The 15,849-nt window shown below is 71.3% G+C and carries 17 protein-coding genes; 9 read left to right on the top strand and 8 right to left on the bottom strand.

All coding sequences use genetic code 11. The annotated features are described in order from the left end of the window. Nucleotides 1-1,938 (bottom strand): trypsin-like peptidase domain-containing protein (locus AOK00_RS21220; RefSeq protein WP_055601875.1); only part of this gene is annotated, 1,938 nt, incomplete at its 3' end. After that, nucleotides 1,935-2,387, bottom strand: a complete 453-nt coding sequence (locus AOK00_RS21215; RefSeq protein ID WP_107097439.1) for a CU044_2847 family protein — start codon at nt 2,385-2,387, stop codon at nt 1,935-1,937. The genes AOK00_RS21215 and AOK00_RS21220, both read right to left, overlap by 4 nt. Nucleotides 2,388-2,481: 94 nt before the next feature. Here AOK00_RS21215 and AOK00_RS21210 point away from each other — a divergent pair, with 94 nt between their 5' ends. Then, entirely contained in the window at nt 2,482-2,667 is a 186-nt protein-coding gene (locus AOK00_RS21210) for a DUF6104 family protein (protein ID WP_010061466.1), read from the top strand. Between the two features lie 47 nt (nt 2,668-2,714). Here AOK00_RS21210 and AOK00_RS21205 read toward each other — a convergent pair whose 3' ends face one another. After that, nucleotides 2,715-3,530, bottom strand: a complete 816-nt coding sequence (locus tag AOK00_RS21205; RefSeq protein ID WP_055601874.1) for a hypothetical protein — start codon at nt 3,528-3,530, stop codon at nt 2,715-2,717. Nucleotides 3,531-3,680: 150 nt separating this feature from the next. On the opposite strand from AOK00_RS21205, the gene AOK00_RS21200 reads away from it, so the two are divergent. Next, nucleotides 3,681-4,556 carry a DUF4097 family beta strand repeat-containing protein gene (locus tag AOK00_RS21200; protein ID WP_055601873.1) on the top strand — a complete coding sequence of 292 codons (876 nt, stop codon included), beginning with the start codon at nt 3,681-3,683 and terminating at the stop codon, nt 4,554-4,556. Nucleotide 4,557: 1 nt separating this feature from the next. After that, the gene (locus AOK00_RS21195; protein ID WP_055601872.1) at nt 4,558-5,457 is read left to right on the top strand and encodes a PadR family transcriptional regulator; all 900 of its coding nucleotides are present in this window, start codon (nt 4,558-4,560) and stop codon (nt 5,455-5,457) included. A 286-nt stretch (nt 5,458-5,743) separates the two neighbouring features. Here AOK00_RS21195 and AOK00_RS21190 read toward each other — a convergent pair whose 3' ends face one another. The 3 genes from AOK00_RS21190 to AOK00_RS21180 form a co-directional block, all read right to left on the bottom strand. Beyond that, a complete protein-coding gene (locus AOK00_RS21190; RefSeq protein ID WP_055601871.1) occupies nt 5,744-7,147 on the bottom strand; it encodes a cellulase family glycosylhydrolase in 1,404 nt (467 codons plus the stop codon). Between the two features lie 90 nt (nt 7,148-7,237). After that, nucleotides 7,238-8,203 carry a zinc-binding dehydrogenase gene (locus AOK00_RS21185; protein ID WP_030320920.1) on the bottom strand — a complete coding sequence of 322 codons (966 nt, stop codon included), beginning with the start codon at nt 8,201-8,203 and terminating at the stop codon, nt 7,238-7,240. 144 nt (nt 8,204-8,347) lie between these two features. Further along, entirely contained in the window at nt 8,348-9,559 is a 1,212-nt protein-coding gene (locus AOK00_RS21180; protein ID WP_055601870.1) for an NAD(P)-dependent malic enzyme, read from the bottom strand. A 537-nt stretch (nt 9,560-10,096) separates the two neighbouring features. Here AOK00_RS21180 and AOK00_RS21175 point away from each other — a divergent pair. From AOK00_RS21175 to AOK00_RS21165, 3 genes are read left to right on the top strand one after another with little or no spacing between them, the layout of a single operon-like run. Beyond that, entirely contained in the window at nt 10,097-11,062 is a 966-nt protein-coding gene (locus AOK00_RS21175) for an ABC transporter substrate-binding protein (RefSeq protein ID WP_055601869.1), read from the top strand. Between the two features lie 55 nt (nt 11,063-11,117). Continuing rightward, nucleotides 11,118-12,065: an amino acid ABC transporter permease gene (locus AOK00_RS21170; protein ID WP_055601868.1), complete on the top strand. Its 948-nt coding sequence runs from the start codon at nt 11,118-11,120 to the stop codon at nt 12,063-12,065. Further along, the gene (locus tag AOK00_RS21165) at nt 12,062-12,829 is read left to right on the top strand and encodes an amino acid ABC transporter ATP-binding protein (protein WP_030320915.1); all 768 of its coding nucleotides are present in this window, start codon (nt 12,062-12,064) and stop codon (nt 12,827-12,829) included. Before AOK00_RS21170 ends, AOK00_RS21165 begins: the two co-directional genes overlap by 4 nt. Before the next feature lie 64 nt (nt 12,830-12,893). Here the strand turns inward: AOK00_RS21165 and AOK00_RS21160 are convergent, their stop codons facing one another. Beyond that, nucleotides 12,894-13,643: a class I SAM-dependent methyltransferase gene (locus AOK00_RS21160; RefSeq protein WP_055601867.1), complete on the bottom strand. Its 750-nt coding sequence runs from the start codon at nt 13,641-13,643 to the stop codon at nt 12,894-12,896. Nucleotides 13,644-13,737: 94 nt separating this feature from the next. On the opposite strand from AOK00_RS21160, the gene AOK00_RS21155 reads away from it, so the two are divergent. After that, a complete protein-coding gene (locus AOK00_RS21155) occupies nt 13,738-14,367 on the top strand; it encodes a CGNR zinc finger domain-containing protein (protein ID WP_055601866.1) in 630 nt (209 codons plus the stop codon). On the opposite strand, the gene sodX is transcribed toward AOK00_RS21155, so the two are convergent. After that, complete coding sequence (gene sodX, locus AOK00_RS21150; protein WP_079042111.1) at nt 14,271-14,705, bottom strand: nickel-type superoxide dismutase maturation protease; 435 nt, start codon at nt 14,703-14,705, stop codon at nt 14,271-14,273. The two genes, AOK00_RS21155 and sodX, sit on opposite strands and share 97 nt — an antisense overlap. Nucleotides 14,706-14,889: 184 nt before the next feature. Here sodX and sodN point away from each other — a divergent pair, with 184 nt between their 5' ends. Continuing rightward, nucleotides 14,890-15,285, top strand: coding sequence for a superoxide dismutase, Ni (gene sodN / locus AOK00_RS21145; RefSeq protein WP_030320908.1), 396 nt, complete (start codon nt 14,890-14,892; stop codon nt 15,283-15,285). 100 nt (nt 15,286-15,385) lie between these two features. Continuing rightward, complete coding sequence (locus AOK00_RS21140) at nt 15,386-15,772, top strand: VOC family protein (protein WP_055601864.1); 387 nt, start codon at nt 15,386-15,388, stop codon at nt 15,770-15,772. Nucleotides 15,773-15,849: the final 77 nt, after the last annotated feature.

Here is a 15,849-nt window from a genome sequence, read left to right as displayed (position 1 = left end):
CGACTCGGGGCCCGCCGCCCGGTCCGTCGCGCGCGTGCGCAGGGATCTGACGGGCCCTCGGACGTCCCAGGCGGTGCGGGCGGCGGAGATCAGCCGGTGGGCCCGCTCGTGGAACTCCGCGCAGTCGGTGTGGTCGTGGGCGCCGGTACGCCAGAGGGCGAGCGGATGCCCGGCGGCGAGCGCCGCGTGCATCGCCATGAGCCCGTCGCCGCCGCCCACCCGGCCGCAGTACACGGGGACGGTGCCGCCCTCGGCCTCCCGCAGCCGGTCGTACGTCTCCGCCCAGGTCTCCCGGCGGACGCGCGCGGTGTGGGCGTCCGGGCCCGCCCCGGGCACCTCCGCGCGGAGCGGGGCGGCGCGGAGCGGCCCGCTCTCCGCCGCCTCCCAGCGCTCGCGCCATTCGGGGGCCGGTTCCCGGTCGTGGCGGCGGCGGTCGCGGATGACGACGAACCTGCGCTGGCCGAGAGTGGTCGCCCAGGCGTCCTCGGGGCCGCCCTGGGGCGGTTCGAGCCGCCAGGTGTCGAGGGGTTCGTCGAAGAGTTCGAGCGGCAGCACCGCCTCCACGGCGGCCAGGTGCCGGCCGCTGTCGCCGCGCCGCAGGGCGTCCGCGAGCGGTTCGCGCAGGGTCTCCCTGAGCTGTGCCCGGGTGACGCCCCGCTCGTCGAAGTGGAGCGGGCTGACCGTGTGCCCGTCGAGGAGGAGCTTGACCCGCCACGGGTAACGGCCCGGGTCGTAGACCGGGGGGTCGATCTCCAGGAGGACGTCGGCACGCGCGCGGGGTTCGCGTACGGAGAGGGGGGCCGGCCTGCCGGGGCTGACGAGCCGGTCGATCTCGCGCCGGAGGTGCCGGTCGGCGTCGCCCGACTCGTCGACGATCCAGTGGGTGAGGGCCGCGGTGTCGACCCGCTCGCCGTACCGTCCGCGCACGTGCCGGGCGACATGGGCGGCGTACAGGAGCACCGCGTCGAGTTCGAGGTCGCGGACGCCGTCCCTGCGGGGCGCCCGCAGACCGCGCAGGAGTCCGGCGCCCTCGCTCCAGGTGCGCGGGTCGTCCTCCAGGGCGTCCGGCAGTTCGTCGTCCCTGATCCAGGCCTTGACCTGGTCGATGAGGTCCATGATCTCGCCGGGCGCGGTGGGCGCGGGCAACTCGGCGAAGTGTCCGTACAGCTGGGTGCGCAGACCCGGTCCGACGCCCGTCGAGCCGGTGAGACGTCCCTGGGTGCGGGTCCAGTCGGGCCGGTCGTCCAGGGAGCGGTAGCGGGCGAGGTGGTAGCGGTCGTGGGCGCGCAGCGCCTCGCCCATCGCCTCGCCGCCGGGGAGGTCGTGCAGCCGGCGCAGCGCGGTGACGGGGACGACGGCGCCGCCGTCGCGGCCGCGTCCCTTGTTGAGGCCGACGACGGCGCCCTGCTGGTGGTCGACGACGGGGCCGCCGGAGCAGCCTTCGACGGGCATGACCCAGTCGGTGATGAGCGCCTTGCCGTCCGTGCCGATCAGGGTGCCGTGGACGTGCCGGATGCCGAGCTCGCCGGTCTCCCGGGACCAGCCGTGCAGTCCGACGGAGGTCGGCGGGATCGGCGGGCGCTCCCCGAGGCGCACGCAGGACGCCTTCTGCGCGCCGGGCACGCGGACGAGCGCGATGTCGGGGAAGGCCCACCGGTCCGGCGGGTCGTCGGGCCGGTCGGGGCGCGGCAGGGCGAGCACGACGGTGCCGGTGGTCTCCCGGGAGGTCTTTCCGTCCTCCCAGGTGATGCCGACGGCGGGCTCGCTCCTCCACACCGCGCTTCCCCCCTCGGCCACGACATGGGCGCAGGTCAGCACCCAGCCGGGGGCGATGAAGAAGCCGGTGCCCCAGTACCGGTCGCCGTGCGGGTCATACCCGCAGTCGGGAGCGGCGATACGTACCAATGCGGGGCGCACGAGAGCGTCGAAGGCGCTCATGCGGGCTCATCGGCCGCCGGGTCCGCCGCGGAGGGATCGGATGCGGGCGGCCGGGGTGCGGGAACGGCCGCGGGATCCGCGACGGAGTCCGGCGCGGGACCGGTGGCGGGCTCGGCGGGCCGGCCCGGTTCGGTCCAGGTCAGGGAGACGTTCACGGAGGCCTTGCCCGAGCCGTCGGCGAGGACTCCGATCACCTTGCCGGACTGCGCCGACAGCTCGATGCCGAAGCTGACGGCGACCTCCACGGACCCCTGCGGGTCGAGCCCGGCCCGCAGCGATCCGACCACCCCGCGCACCACGTCCGTGAGTCCGCCGGCCATCGAGACCACCCGGTCCTTGACGCCGGTGTCCTGGAACCCACCGCCCCTGCCGAGTTCCTGCACGTCACTGACCCGGGCCCAGACGGGCGTGCCGTCGTCCAGCCGAATACGCGCGATCCCGTGCGTCACAGCGCCCCCGCTCCCCGAAACGATGATGGGGAAGGCTAGTCGGTGGGACTGACGGGCGACAGGGGACGTGAGGTGTTCGGCCTATCCTGAACGCATGTACTTCACCGACCGTGGCATCGAGGAACTGGAGAAGCGGCGCGGCGAGGAGGAAGTCACCTTCGAGTGGCTCGCCGAGCAGCTGCGGACGTTCGTCGATCTCAACCCCGACTTCGAGGTGCCGGTCGAGCGCCTCGCGACCTGGCTGGCCCGTCTTGACGACGAGGACGACGAGGACGAGTAGGGCCGGCTCGTGGAAACAGCCCGCCCCGAGGGGTGACCCCGCGCGGGTCACCCCTCCCGCAGTCGGTCGTAGGCGAGGCCGAGCGCGCCGTGGGCGACGAGCAGCGCCCCGGCCGTCGCCCAGCCGCCACTGCGCCGGCCGAGGCCCCAGATCAGCAGCGGCACCCCCGCGGCGAGCTGCACCCCGTTCAGTACGCGCGCCTTGGGGCCGCGCAGGTACGGGCCGAGCGGGCCGCCCTCCATCACGTCGAGTTCGGCGCGTACGGCATCCCTCCAGCCCGACCATTCGAGCTGCTCGGCGCCCTGGGCCAGGGCGACGGAGCGGAGCCGGTCGGCGCTCTCGCCGGGGAGGAGCCCTGTCGGCAGGGCGAGCCCGACGCGGCCGAGGACGGCGACGACGCCGAGGAGCCGGGCGTGGCCGTCGGCGTCCGGGTCGGGGCCGGTGAGCGGTTCCAGGGCCTGGACGTCCAGGACGGGGTCGAGCGCGAGCCGGGCGGCGAAGGTGCGCATGGCCTCGTCCTCGCCGACGGGCGTGCCGTCCGCCAGCCAGGTGTAGCCGACCGTACGGCGGAACCCGGCGGCGAGCGTGAGACCGGCCCGGTCGCGGTCCCACCAGAACGCGACGACGGGCCAGCCGGCGGCCGAGACGGCGAGGGCGGTGGCCCAGCCGGTGACGACCTGTTCGACCGGCTCCCCGCCGTGGAGCCAGGGCTTCCCCTCCGGTACGAGCACGCTCCAGTCGTCGCCCGCGGGGGCGAGCAGCAGGTGCTCGCGGAGCAGCTGGGCGGGTGGCCGGACCGTGGGGGGATCGGCACGGCAGAGGAGCAGTGCCCCGACGGGATGCGGTCCGGATGTCGCGTTCATGGGCCCTACGCTAGGCCAATTTGTCCGCGTACGACGGCAATTGCCCCCACCCTGTCAGGGGAGAGTCAGGGTTGACTTCCCCGCACCGCGATATATCGTGTCTATCGAGAAACACGATATGTTGCGTTGCCGAAACGGGAGGTCAGCACCATGACAGAGTGGTCCGTCACCGAGCCGACGAAGCTGGCCCCTGCCGACCCCGTGACCCGGCTGCGGGTCCGCATCGTCAACGGCACGGTGAACGTGGTGGGGACGGACGAGAGTTCCGCCCGCGTGGAGGTCTCCGAGGTCGAGGGCCCGCCGCTGATCGTGTCCCAGGACGGCTCCACCCTGACCGTGGGCTACGAGGACCTCCAGTGGAAGAGCGCCCTCAAGTGGCTCGACCGCAAGGAGTTCCGGCGCCGGGCCGTCGTCTCCGTCGCCGTCCCCGCGGGCGTCGACGTCGAGGTGACCGTGGTCGGCGCCGAGGCCGTCGTCACCGGCATCACCGGGCGCACGGAGGTGCGCGGCGTCTCCGGCGACACCACCCTCCTCCGGCTCTCCGGCCCGGTCCGCGCCGAGAGCGTCTCGGGCAATCTGGAGGCCCAGTCGGTCACGGGCGCGCTCCGGATCAACTCGGTGACCGGCGACGTGACGGTGATCGAGGGCGCGGGCGCCTCCGTGCGGGCCGAGACCGTCAGCGGCGACATGGTCATCGACCTCGACCCGGCCGAGCTCGACGGGCCGCCCGCCGACATCCGGCTCTCCAGCCTCTCCGGCGAGGTCGCCATCCGCCTCCCCCACCCGGCCGACGCCCGCGTCGAGGCCAACACGACGACGGGCTCCGTGTCGAACGCCTTCGAGGACCTGCGCGTGGCCGGACAGTGGGGCACCAAATCCGTCACCGGCACCCTCGGTTCGGGCCGGGGCACCCTCAAGGCGACCACCGTCTCCGGCTCCATCGCCCTGCTCCGCCGTCCCGAGTCCGAAGAGGACGGCGGCTCCGCCCCCTCCCCCACCCCCTCCGCGACCGGAAAGGTGCTCTGACATGCCGCCCGTCTTCGCGCACGGCCGCCTGCGTCTCTATCTGCTCAAGCTGCTCGACGAGGCGCCACGCCACGGTTACGAGGTGATCCGCCTCCTGGAGGAGCGCTTCCAGGGCCTGTACGCGCCCTCGGCGGGCACGGTCTACCCGCGCCTGGCCAAGCTGGAGGCCGAGGGCCTCGTCACCCACGCCAGCGAGGGCGGCCGCAAGGTCTACTCGATCACCGACGCCGGCCGTGCCGAGCTGGCCGGGCGGGGCGCCGAACTGGACGACCTGGAGCGGGAGATCCGCGAGTCGGTGTCGGAGCTCGCGGCGGAGATCCGGGACGACGTGCGCGGTGCGGCGGGCCGGGTGCGCAGCGAGATGCGCGCGGCGGCGGGCCGGACCCGCGCGGCGGAGTCCTCCTCGTTCGCCGAGGCCAAGGAGGAGCTGCGCCGGGTCGGACAGGAGTGGAAGGAGCAGGCCCGCCAGGCCCGCGCCGAGGCCAAGTCCGCCCGCCACCAGGCGAAGGAGTTCCAGCGGATCGCCCAGCAGGTGCAGGAGGAGGTCCAGGACCGCTTCTCGCGCGGCGACTGGCCCAAGGGGGTCTGGGAGGGCCTCTCGGACATCACGGCCCAGCTCGGCGGCCTCGTGGCGGGCACGACCCACCCGAAGGCCGGCGGCCAGGAGCCGCCGTTCGCGGCGGCCCCGGCCGACGAGGTGCCGGAGTGGGCTCGGGACACGGAGGGCTCGGGCGACCCGGCCCGCGACCTGGACCGGCTCCTCGACCGCTTCCGCGACGAGATCAGGGACGCGGCCCGCGACCACGGGGTGAGCCAGGAACAGCTGGCCGAGACCCGCGACCAGCTGTCGACGGCGGCGATCCGGATCACGGGCCTGCTGCGGTCCCGCCCGAGAGCGTGACCGCCGGGGGCACGGGGTTCCGGCCGAGCGCGCGACCGCCGGAGCCACGGGTCCCGGCTGAGCGCGACCGCCGGAGCCACGGGTCCCGGCTGAGCGCGACCGCCGGAGCCACGGGTCCCGGCTGAGGGTGACCGCCGGGGGCACGGGTCCCGGCTGAGCGCGACCGCCGGAGCCACGGGTCCCGGCTGAGGGTGACCGCCGGGGGCACGGGGGCGCCGGTGAGCGCGGGACCGCCGGGGTCACGGCCCCCCTGCCGACGATCTGAACCGGGCGTCCCGGCAGGGCCTCAGCGCCGGGTGACGGTCACCGTCACGCGGGCACCCGGGGCCGCGAGGACCAGGGCCCGGCCGGGGGTCGGGCGGAGCACCAGCGCCCCGCCCCGGGCCGTCACCCGCCAGTCGCCGGGCGGCAGGGCGAGCTCGGTGACCCGGGAGCCGCGCGGCCCGGCGGAGTCGTACGAGAGGCGGTAGACCCCGGCACCCGGGTCGTAGGCGGCGGAGCGCACCGTGCCCGCGACCGCCTCCGCGTAGGGCTCGGCCGTCAGCTCCTTGTTCGTACGGAACGCCCCCGTGCCGTCCACGGCGCAGTAGCCGCCGCCGTAGCACCACTCCCAGCCCGCCCAGCCGGAGCTGTAGCGGCCGAGCGAAGCCATGGCCTCCCGGTAGAAGCGGTTCATGTTCGGCTGCGCGTTGTTGAGCGGTCCCCACTCGCCCACCACCACGGGGACCTTGTACTCCTTCGGGTACAGGGTGACGGCCTGCTCGTAGTTCTCGATCCAGCGGGCCGCCGGGTCGTAGTCCCCGCCGGCCTCCATCGCGCCGTTGTAGAAGTGCGGGGCGTAGACGATCTTCGGGTCGTCGATCCGGCCGAGTCCCGTGGGCACGCCCTCGCCCACGATGGGCGTCGGTTCGACGAAGATCCAGTTGTCCCTGTCGACCGAACGGATCGCGTCCGCGACACGGTTGTACATCGGGGTGATCTGATCCCGCTCGATGCGCCGGGCGGCGGTCGCCAGGTCCTCGCCCTCGCGCAGCTCGCCCATCGGCTCGTTGATCGGGTCGTAGCCGAGCACGGCCGGGTGGTCCTCGAAGCGGTCGGCGAGCACCCGCCACATCCGGGCCTGGGCGCGCCGCAGGTCCTCGTCCTCGTACAGGTGGGTGAAGGCGCGCTGCACGGCGGGCTCGAAGTACTCGGAGAACCAGTCGTCGGGGTGCGGCGTGAAGGGCAGCCCGTCGGTCCTGGTCGCCCAGGCGGGCACGCCCCGGTGGCCGAAGGCGGGACCGAAGACGTCCTGGTGGGCGTCGATGACGACGTTGACGTCGTACTTCTCCGCCCAGTCCAGGATCCGCTCGATCTTCCGCAGATAGGACTGGCTGTACTGGCCGGGCCGGGGCTCCAGGTCGTCCCAGAAGACGAGGAGCCGGGCGAAGTTGAAGCCCTTGGCCCGCATGTCGCGGAAGTGCTTCTCGGTCACGCCGGAGAGGGCGGCGTCACCACTGTGCGCCTTGTCCCCGACGTTCCAGCCGCGCAGGGTGAGCGTGCGGCCACGCTCGTCGGTGAGCGCGGGAATCGCGTCCCCGCCGGTCTCCGGGCGATCGACGGCGGCGGCGGGCACGGTGGGGGCGATCAGCGCGGCGGCGAGGGCGCCCGTGACAAGGGTGGTTCGCCACGCGTGGGTGGTTCGCGACAAGGTAGACCTCCGGCACGACGAAGTGAGCGTTGTTCACGTTTCACGTGCCGGAGATCCCATCAGTCCTACCGACGAGTAATCAAGGGGTCGTCACGACGTCTTCAGGACGATCTTTCCGAAGAGTTCGCCGGAGGCCATCCGCTCGAAGCCCTCCCGCGCCCGGTCCAGCGGCAGGACCTCGTCGACGACCGGCCGGACACCCGTCGCCGCGCAGAAGGACAGCAGGTCCTCCAGCTCGTCCTTGGAGCCCATGGTCGAGCCGACGACCTTCAGTTCCAGGAAGAAGATCCGGGTCAGCTCGGCGTGCGCGGGCCGGTCGCCGCTCGTGGCGCCCGAGATGACGAGCGTGCCGCCGGGCCGCAGCGACTTGACGGAGTGGGACCAGGTGGCGGCACCGACGGTCTCGATGACCGCGTCCACCCGCTGCGGGAGCCGCGCGCCCGGCTCGAACGCCTCGACGGCGCCGAGCTCGACGGCCCGCTTGCGCTTCTCCTCGTCACGGCTGGTGGCGAAGACCCGCAGGCCGGCGGCCTTGCCGAGGGCGATCGCGGCGGTGGCGACACCGCCGCCCGCGCCCTGCACGAGCACCGAGTCCCCGGGCCGTACACCGGCATTGGTGAAGAGCATGCGGTAGGCGGTCAGCCAGGCGGTGGGCAGACAGGCGGCCTCCTCGAAGGAGAGCTCCTTCGGCTTGGGCAGCACGTTCCAGCGGGGCACGGTCACCCGCTCGGCGAAGGTGCCCTGGTAGCGCTCGGTGAGGATGGACCGGGGCTCGTCGGGTCCGACGCCGTGGCCGGTCTGGCCGATCACGGAATGCAGGACGACCTCGTTGCCGTCCTCGTCGATCCCGGCGGCGTCGCAGCCGAGGATCATCGGCAGCTTCTCCTCGGGCAGTCCGACCCCGCGCAGCGACCACAGGTCGTGGTGGTTGAGCGAGGCGGCCTTGACGGTGACGGTGGTCCACCCCGGCCGCACCTCGGGTTCGGGACGTTCACCCAATTCGAGGCCGTTCAGGGGCTGGTCGCGGTCGATTCGGGCAGCGTAGGCAGCGAACATGGCCCCGACCCTAGGCGGCCACGGGCAGGCCACGGAACCACGCGCCCGTGTGACGCGCGTCCCTCCCTCGCCCCGGCGGCTCCCCGTACACGAAAGGGCCCCGTCCTCGGACAGGACGGGGCCCTTCACGGGGTGCGCGACGCGTCAGCGGCGGGCGACGCCCTCCGCACGGGCGGCGGCGGCGACCGCGGCCGCGACGGCCGGGGCGACCCGCTCGTCGAACGGCGACGGGATCACGCAGTCGGCGGCGAGCTGGTCGCCGACGACGTCCGCGATCGCGTTGGCCGCGGCGATCTTCATGCCCTCGGTGATCCGGGAGGCCCGGACCTGGAGCGCGCCGGCGAAGATGCCGGGGAACGCGAGGACGTTGTTGATCTGGTTCGGGTAGTCCGAACGCCCCGTCGCCACGACGGCCGCGTACTTGTGCGCGACGTCGGGGTGGACCTCGGGGTTCGGGTTGGCCATGGCGAACACGAAGGCGTTCGGAGCCATGGAGGCGACGGCCGCCTCGGGGACCGTACCGCCGGAGACGCCGATGAAGACGTCGGCGCCGGCGAGGGCGGTCTCCAGGGAGCCGCTGAGGCCCGCCTTGTTGGTGAGGTCGGCGATCTCGCGCTTGACCGGGTTGAGGTCGTCCCGGTCGCGGCTGACGATGCCCTTGCGGTCGGCGACGGCGACGTCGCCGAGCCCGGCCTCCAGGAGGAACTTGGCGATGGCGACTCCGGCCGCGCCGGCGCCGGAGATGACCGCGCGCAGGTCGCCGAGGGTCCGGCCGGTCAGCTTCGCCGCGTTGCGGAGGGCGGCGAGGGTGACGATGGCGGTGCCGTGCTGGTCGTCGTGGAAGACGGGGATGTCGAGGCGCTCCTGGAGCTTGCGCTCGATCTCGAAGCACCGCGGGGCCGAGATGTCCTCCAGGTTGACGCCGCCGAAGGACGGGGCCAGCCGGACGACGGTCTCGACGATCTCGTCGGTGTCGGTGGTGGCGAGGGCGATCGGGACCGCGTCCACGCCGCCGAACTGCTTGAAGAGGATGGCCTTCCCCTCCATGACCGGGAGGGAGGCCTCCGGGCCGATGTCACCGAGGCCGAGCACCGCCGTACCGTCGGTCACGACCGCGACGACCTGGGACTTCCAGGTGTAGTCGTTGACCAGGTCGGGCTGCTCGGCGATCGCGGTGCACACCTTGGCGACGCCGGGCGTGTACGCGAGGGACAGGTCGTCCCTGTCTCGGACGGGAACGGTGGCCTGAATGGCCATCTTGCCGCCCCGGTGGAGGGCGAAGACAGGATCGAAGGGCTCCTCCGGAGCTCCTTCCGTACCGCTGTCACTGCGAGGATTGACGATCTCCGCTGCCATTGGGTTGACCCCTTAAGTCTGCTTCATTTGAGGGTTGGCCGCTCCTGGTGTGGAGCGGTGGGCGGGTCCCGCGGCCGCCGTGTCTGGTAGCCGCGCGGGCGCGCCGCACAACGCGCCCTGAGCCCCGGATGAGGGGTGTAAGGATCCTTCTTACCGGACGGACGGCACCGCAGACGAGTCCATATCCGCTCGGTGACGCGACTCATACCGAGTGCATCCGGACACGGACGGGGGACGACACGTCACCCCATGTCCATATAGGTGCTTCAAGCACCCGATTGGTGGCCTTCGTGTCGTCCGAATGGCGAGATCAACAGGAAATTCTTCGGCGACGTGGAAGGCATCCAGTAGAAGATCCGGCCCTGATGTACCGGCCTGTTGGCATTCGGGGGTCACCCGTTATCCGATTTTGACATCCGTGGCCGTCGGTTTGAGGCGGTCCGAATGGCAAGATGCCGTAATCACACGAGGTCACGACACTCGAAGAGACGTACGTGACCCACTGGCAACTCCCTCACCCGCCGGAGGAACCCGATCATGACCGCACGCTCCACGCGCTGTACGACCGCCAAGACCCGCACGTCCCGTCTTGCCGCGGTCGCCGCCACCGCGGTCGTCGGCTCCGTGCTGCTGACCGCCTGTGGCGACCAGACCGAGGGCGGCTCCTCCGCCACCCCGACGAAGGACGGCGGCTCCGCCAACGCCGCACCGCTCTTCTCGAAGCTCCCCGCCGACATCCAGAAGGCCGGTGTCATCAAGGTCGGCACCGACGCCTCGTACGCCCCGATGGAGTTCACCGAGGGCGGCAAGATCGTCGGCGTCGACCCCGACATCGCCGCGGCCCTGGGCAAGCAGCTCGGCGTCGAGTTCAAGTTCACGTCGGGCACCTTCGACGGTCTGATCACCTCGATCTACACCGGTCGCCAGGACGTGATCATGTCCTCGATGACGGACAACAAGAAGCGCCAGGAGGGCCTGGACGACAACGGGAAGAAGATCGGCAAGGGCATCGACTTCGTCGACTACTTCAGCTCCGGTGTCTCCCTCCTGGTCAAGAAGGGCAACCCGCAGAACATCAACTCGCTCGACGACCTCTGCGGCAAGACCGTGGCCGTCCAGCGCGGCACGATCTACGAGGACACCTTCAAGGCCCAGGCCACGAAGTGCGGCGCCAACAAGCTGACGATCCAGGCCTTCGACACCGACGCCGAGGCGCAGACCCGCGTCAAGGCCGGCGGCGCCGTGGCCGACCTCAACGACTACCCGGTCGCCGCGTACATCGCGAAGACCTCGGGCGGCGGCAACGACTTCGAGGTCGTGGGGAACCAGAGCGACGTCGGCCTCTTCGGCATCGGCGTCTCGAAGGACGACCCCCAGCTGCGCGACGCCATCAAGGAAGCGCTCGACGCGATCATCAAGGACGGCACCTACGCCGATGCCCTGAAGAAGTGGGACGTCTCGGACAGCGCCGTCAAGACGGCCACCGTCAACGCCGGCGAGTGACCTTCCCCGTCATCGCCTGCAAGTGACCTCCCCGCTCCACTGAAGGGCAGTCGTCATGACTGACAAGATCTCCAAGGACCCGGCCGCCGCTCCGGCCGGGCCCGGCGCCTCGGGCTCCCCGTACGAGGCGATCAAGGCCATCCCCGTGCGGCACTACGGGCGCTGGGTCAGCGCCGTCGTCGTGGTCGTCCTGCTCGGATGGCTCGTCTACGCCTTCTCCCAGGGCAACATCATCTGGGACACGGTGTGGGACAAGCTGTTCGACCCGTCGATCCTCGACGGCCTGGTGAACACCGTGATCATCAGCGTCGCCTCGATGGCCCTGGGCCTCGTGCTCGGTGTCGTCTTCGCGGTGATGCGGCTGTCCAAGAACCCCGTGACCGGCGCCGTCGCCTGGCTCTACATCTGGTTCTTCCGCGGCACCCCGGTGTACGTGCAGCTGCTGGTCTGGTTCAACCTCTCGCTGATCTTCGAGTACATCAACCTCGGGCCGATCTACAAGAACGAGACCGTCGACGTCATGACGCCGTTCATGGTCGCGCTGCTGGGTCTCGGCCTCAACGAGGGCGCCTACATGGCGGAGATCGTCCGGGCGGGCATCCAGTCCGTCGACGAGGGCCAGACGGAGGCCGCGCACGCGCTCGGCATGTCCCAGACCAAGACCATGGGCCGGGTCGTCCTTCCGCAGGCCATGCGGGTCATCGTGCCGCCGACGGGCAACGAGTTCATCAACATGCTGAAGACCTCGTCACTCGTCTCGGCCGTGCAGTACACAGAACTCCTGCGGGCCTCGTCGAACATCGGCAGCACGGCAGGCGCCGTGATGGAGATGCTCTTCGTCGCCTCCATCTGGTACCTCGCGCTGACCAGTGTGTTCAGCGTCGGCCAGTACTACCTGGAGCGCCGCTTCGCCCGCGGTTCGCTGCGGAGCCTGCCGCCCACCCCGTGGCAGCGGATCCGCGCGAACCTGACCACCTTCAAGCGATCGGCGGTGTCCGGATGACCGGCGAGCCCATGGTCAAGGCCGAAGGCGTCCACAAGTCCTACGGCGCGGCCCACATCCTCCGGGGCATCGACCTGGAGGTCCAGAACGGAGAGGTCTTCTGCCTGGTCGGCCCCTCCGGCTCCGGCAAGTCGACCTTCCTCCGCTGCATCAACCACCTGGAGCGGGTCGACGGCGGCCGGCTCTCGGTCGACGGCCAGCTGGTCGGCTACCGGGAGAAGAACGGCAAGCTGTACGAGCTGAAGGACAGCGAGGTCGCGGTCCAGCGCCGTGACATCGGCATGGTCTTCCAGCGCTTCAACCTCTTCCCCCACATGACGGCCCTGGCCAACGTCATGGAGGCCCCGATCCAGGTGAAGGGCGAGTCGAAGGCGGTGGCACGCGAGCGTGCCGAGCGTCTGCTCGACCGCGTGGGCCTGCGGGACAAGATGGGGAACTACCCGTCGCAGCTCTCCGGCGGTCAGCAGCAGCGTGTCGCCATCGCCCGCGCGCTGGCGATGGAGCCGAAGCTGATGCTCTTCGACGAGCCGACGTCGGCGCTCGACCCGGAGCTGGTCGGTGACGTCCTCGACGTCATGCGGGACCTCGCCGAGTCGGGCATGACGATGATCGTCGTCACGCACGAGATGGGCTTCGCCCGCGAGGTCGGCGACTCGCTGGTCTTCATGGACGGCGGTGTGGTCGTCGAGTCGGGCAACCCGCGCGACGTCCTGGGCAACCCGCAGCACGACCGGACGAAGGCGTTCCTGTCGAAGGTGCTGTAGCCGCGGACACGCGAAAGGGGCGGTACGGGAGAACCCGTACCGCCCCTTCCCGCATCCGCGCCGGCTACTTCACGGCGAGGAGCAGGGTGTCGGAGGGCGAGGCCCACACGGTCCTGGCCTCGCCGAATCCGGCGGCGAGGAGGGTGTCGGCGTGCCAGCGCGGGGAGGGCATGTCGCCGTCGGCGTGCTCGCCGTAGATCTCGAAGCGGCGGGCGGTGGGCCCGGCGAGGACGGGGTCCTCGGCGGCGAGCGCCCACCACTCGGCCCAGTCCAGGGCGCCGCCGGTCCTGGCGCGGTCCATGACGGCGTGGCGCTGGGCGCGCTCGGCGGCGTTGATCCGGGGGGTGGTCGTGTCGATCATGTGGTCGGCGTTCATGAAGACGCCGTCGTCGCGGACGAGACCGGCGAGCCGGCCGTAGAGGGCCGTCAGGGGCTCGCTGTGGAGCCAGTGGAGCGCGGTCGCGGTGAGGACGGCGTCGTACGAGTCGTGGGGCAGCCCGGCGGCCCAGTCGGGGTCCTTGAGGTCGGCGGTCACGAAGGTGACGCGCTCGTCGCCGGCGAAGTAGCCCTCGGCGATGGCGAGGAGGGCCGGGTCGAGGTCGACACCGGTACTGGTCGCCTCCGGGAACCTCTTGAGGAGCCGATCCGTGATACTTCCCGTACCGCACGCGAGGTCGAGGACGCGGGGCTTCGGTCCCACCATGGCCTCGACCATGTCGAGCATCACCCGGAAGCGCTCCTCACGGTCCGGCATGTACCACTCCTGCTGACGGTCCCAGCTCTGCTGCCAGGCCGCCCAGTCGGTTCCGGTCATCGCCGCTCCTCCCCCTCTTCGTAATACCCTCATAAGGGAAACAGTTGTTACCCCTTCCGACCGAGACACTAGACCGCCGGAGTAAGGACTACAAGTGGAACTGGCCTATTACTCGGATTACGCCGTGCGTCTGGTCAACACCGAGGAGCCGGCCCGCAACAAGGACGCCCTGACCTCCGTCGAGGTCATCCGCGAGCTCTTCGGCGCCGCCACCCAGATGGCCCGCCGGGCCACCGAGTCCGACGTGACCCGCTTCCGCGCCGTACGGGCCCGGCTGCGGGCGGTCTTCACCGCGGCCGACGAGGGCGACCACACGGGAGCCGTGGACCTGCTGAACTCGCTGCTCCTGGAGTTCCCGGTCAGCCCGCAGATCTCGGGCCACGACATCCTCGACGAGGACGGCCGGCCGCGGTGGCACATGCATCTCGCGGACCACCCGTCGAACGCGACCGCGGGATACGCGGCGATCGCGGCGATGGGGCTCGCCTTCCACCTGACGGAGTTCGGCGCGGACCGCCTCGGCCTCTGCCAGGCACCGCCCTGCCGCAACGCCTACCTGGACACGTCCACCAACCGCTCCCGGCGCTACTGCTCGGACCGCTGCGCGACCCGCGCCAACGTGGCCGCCTACCGGGCCCGCAAGCGCCTGGAGGCCGACCGGTCGGACCGGACGGGCCTCACCGCCGAGAACAGCCAGGAGAGCGTCACCCCCGCCGACCGCTGACGCCCCGGCGTCAGCGGCCGGTAGCGCGCCCGCACCCGCCCGAGGACCAGCTCGGGCGGTACGGCCCCGAAGACCCGGCTGTCGCCCTCGGCGTCCGGGTTGTCGCCGAGCACCCACCAGCCGCCGTCACGTCGCTCGATCAGCCGCTTCACGATGAGCAGATCCTGCTGGAGCGGATGCCGGACCACGGCCACGCACCCCGGCCGCAGGCGTCCGCCGTAGTGCACGAGCAGCTGATCCCCATGGAGCAGCGTGGGCACCATGGACACCCCCGTCACCTCGGCGATCCCGAACGGAGCCCCGGCGTCCGCCACTCGCTCCCGTCCCGATTCCCTCATCGGCACCTCCCGCTCCGCCCGCCGGTCCACCGCGCCTCCACCCACACATCCGCTCGTTCACTCGTACACGAGTCCCATGGTGACCCTGGACTTTTGACCTAAGCCCCAGGGGGCGCCCGCGAAATCGCCCTTCTCACCGAGTAATGTCCCACCTGAGAAGACGATCACGAGGAAGGACGGCACAATGCTCTCCCGCCTGTTTGCCCCCAAGGTGAAGGTCAGCGCCCACTGCGACCTCCCGTGCGGCGTGTACGACCCGGCCCAGGCCCGCATCGAGGCCGAGTCGGTCAAGGCTGTCCAGGAGAAGTACCAGGCGAACGAGGACGCGCACTTCCGCGCCCGCGCCACGGTCATCAAGGAGCAGCGCGCGGAGCTCGCCAAGCACCACGTGTCGGTGCTCTGGAGCGACTACTTCAAGGCCCCGCACTTCGAGAAGTACCCCGAGCTCAACCAGCTGGTCAACGACACCCTGAAGGCCCTCTCGGCCGCCAAGGCGTCGACGGACCCGAAGACGGGCGAGAAGGCGCTGGAGCTCATCGCCGAGATCGACCGCATCTTCTGGGAGACGAAGAAGGCCTGACCTTCTCTTTCCCGTCCCAAGGGGTACGACTGCCTGGCGGTCGTGCCCCTTCGGACTTTCCCGCCGCAATACCGACGTACCTACAGAAGGGTGATGCTCCATGCGCGTCAAGGCTTTCGACCACCTGGTACTCAACGTGACCGACGTCGAGACGGCGCTCGCGTTCTACACCGGGCCCCTGGGGCTCGCGGGCGAGCGCGTCGAGGAATGGCGGGCCGGGAAGGTGTCGTTCCCGTCCGTGCGGATCGACGAGAGCACCGTCATAGACCTCTTCTCGCGCCCGCGCGGCGAGTCCAACGTCGATCACATCTGCCTCGTCGTGGACCCTCTCGACTGGCAGGAGGTCCTCGACTCCGGGACGTTCGACGTCATCGAGGGCCCCGTCCCCCGCTGGGGCGCCCGCGGTTCGGCCCAGTCGGTCTACGTCAAGGACCCGGACGGCAACACGGTCGAGCTGCGCTGGTACCCCCAGGACGTCACGGAGTAGGCCCTACCCGCCCTGCGTCGCCGCCGGCGGCGCCAGGGGCCGTCACGCCGCTCGTCCAGCCCGTCGCAGCAGCCGGG

Origin of the sequence: Streptomyces aureus (genome assembly GCF_001418135.1) — a bacterium.
Lineage (GTDB): Bacteria > Actinomycetota > Actinomycetes > Streptomycetales > Streptomycetaceae > Streptomyces > Streptomyces aureus_A.
This window is presented reverse-complemented; position numbering and strand designations above follow the sequence as displayed.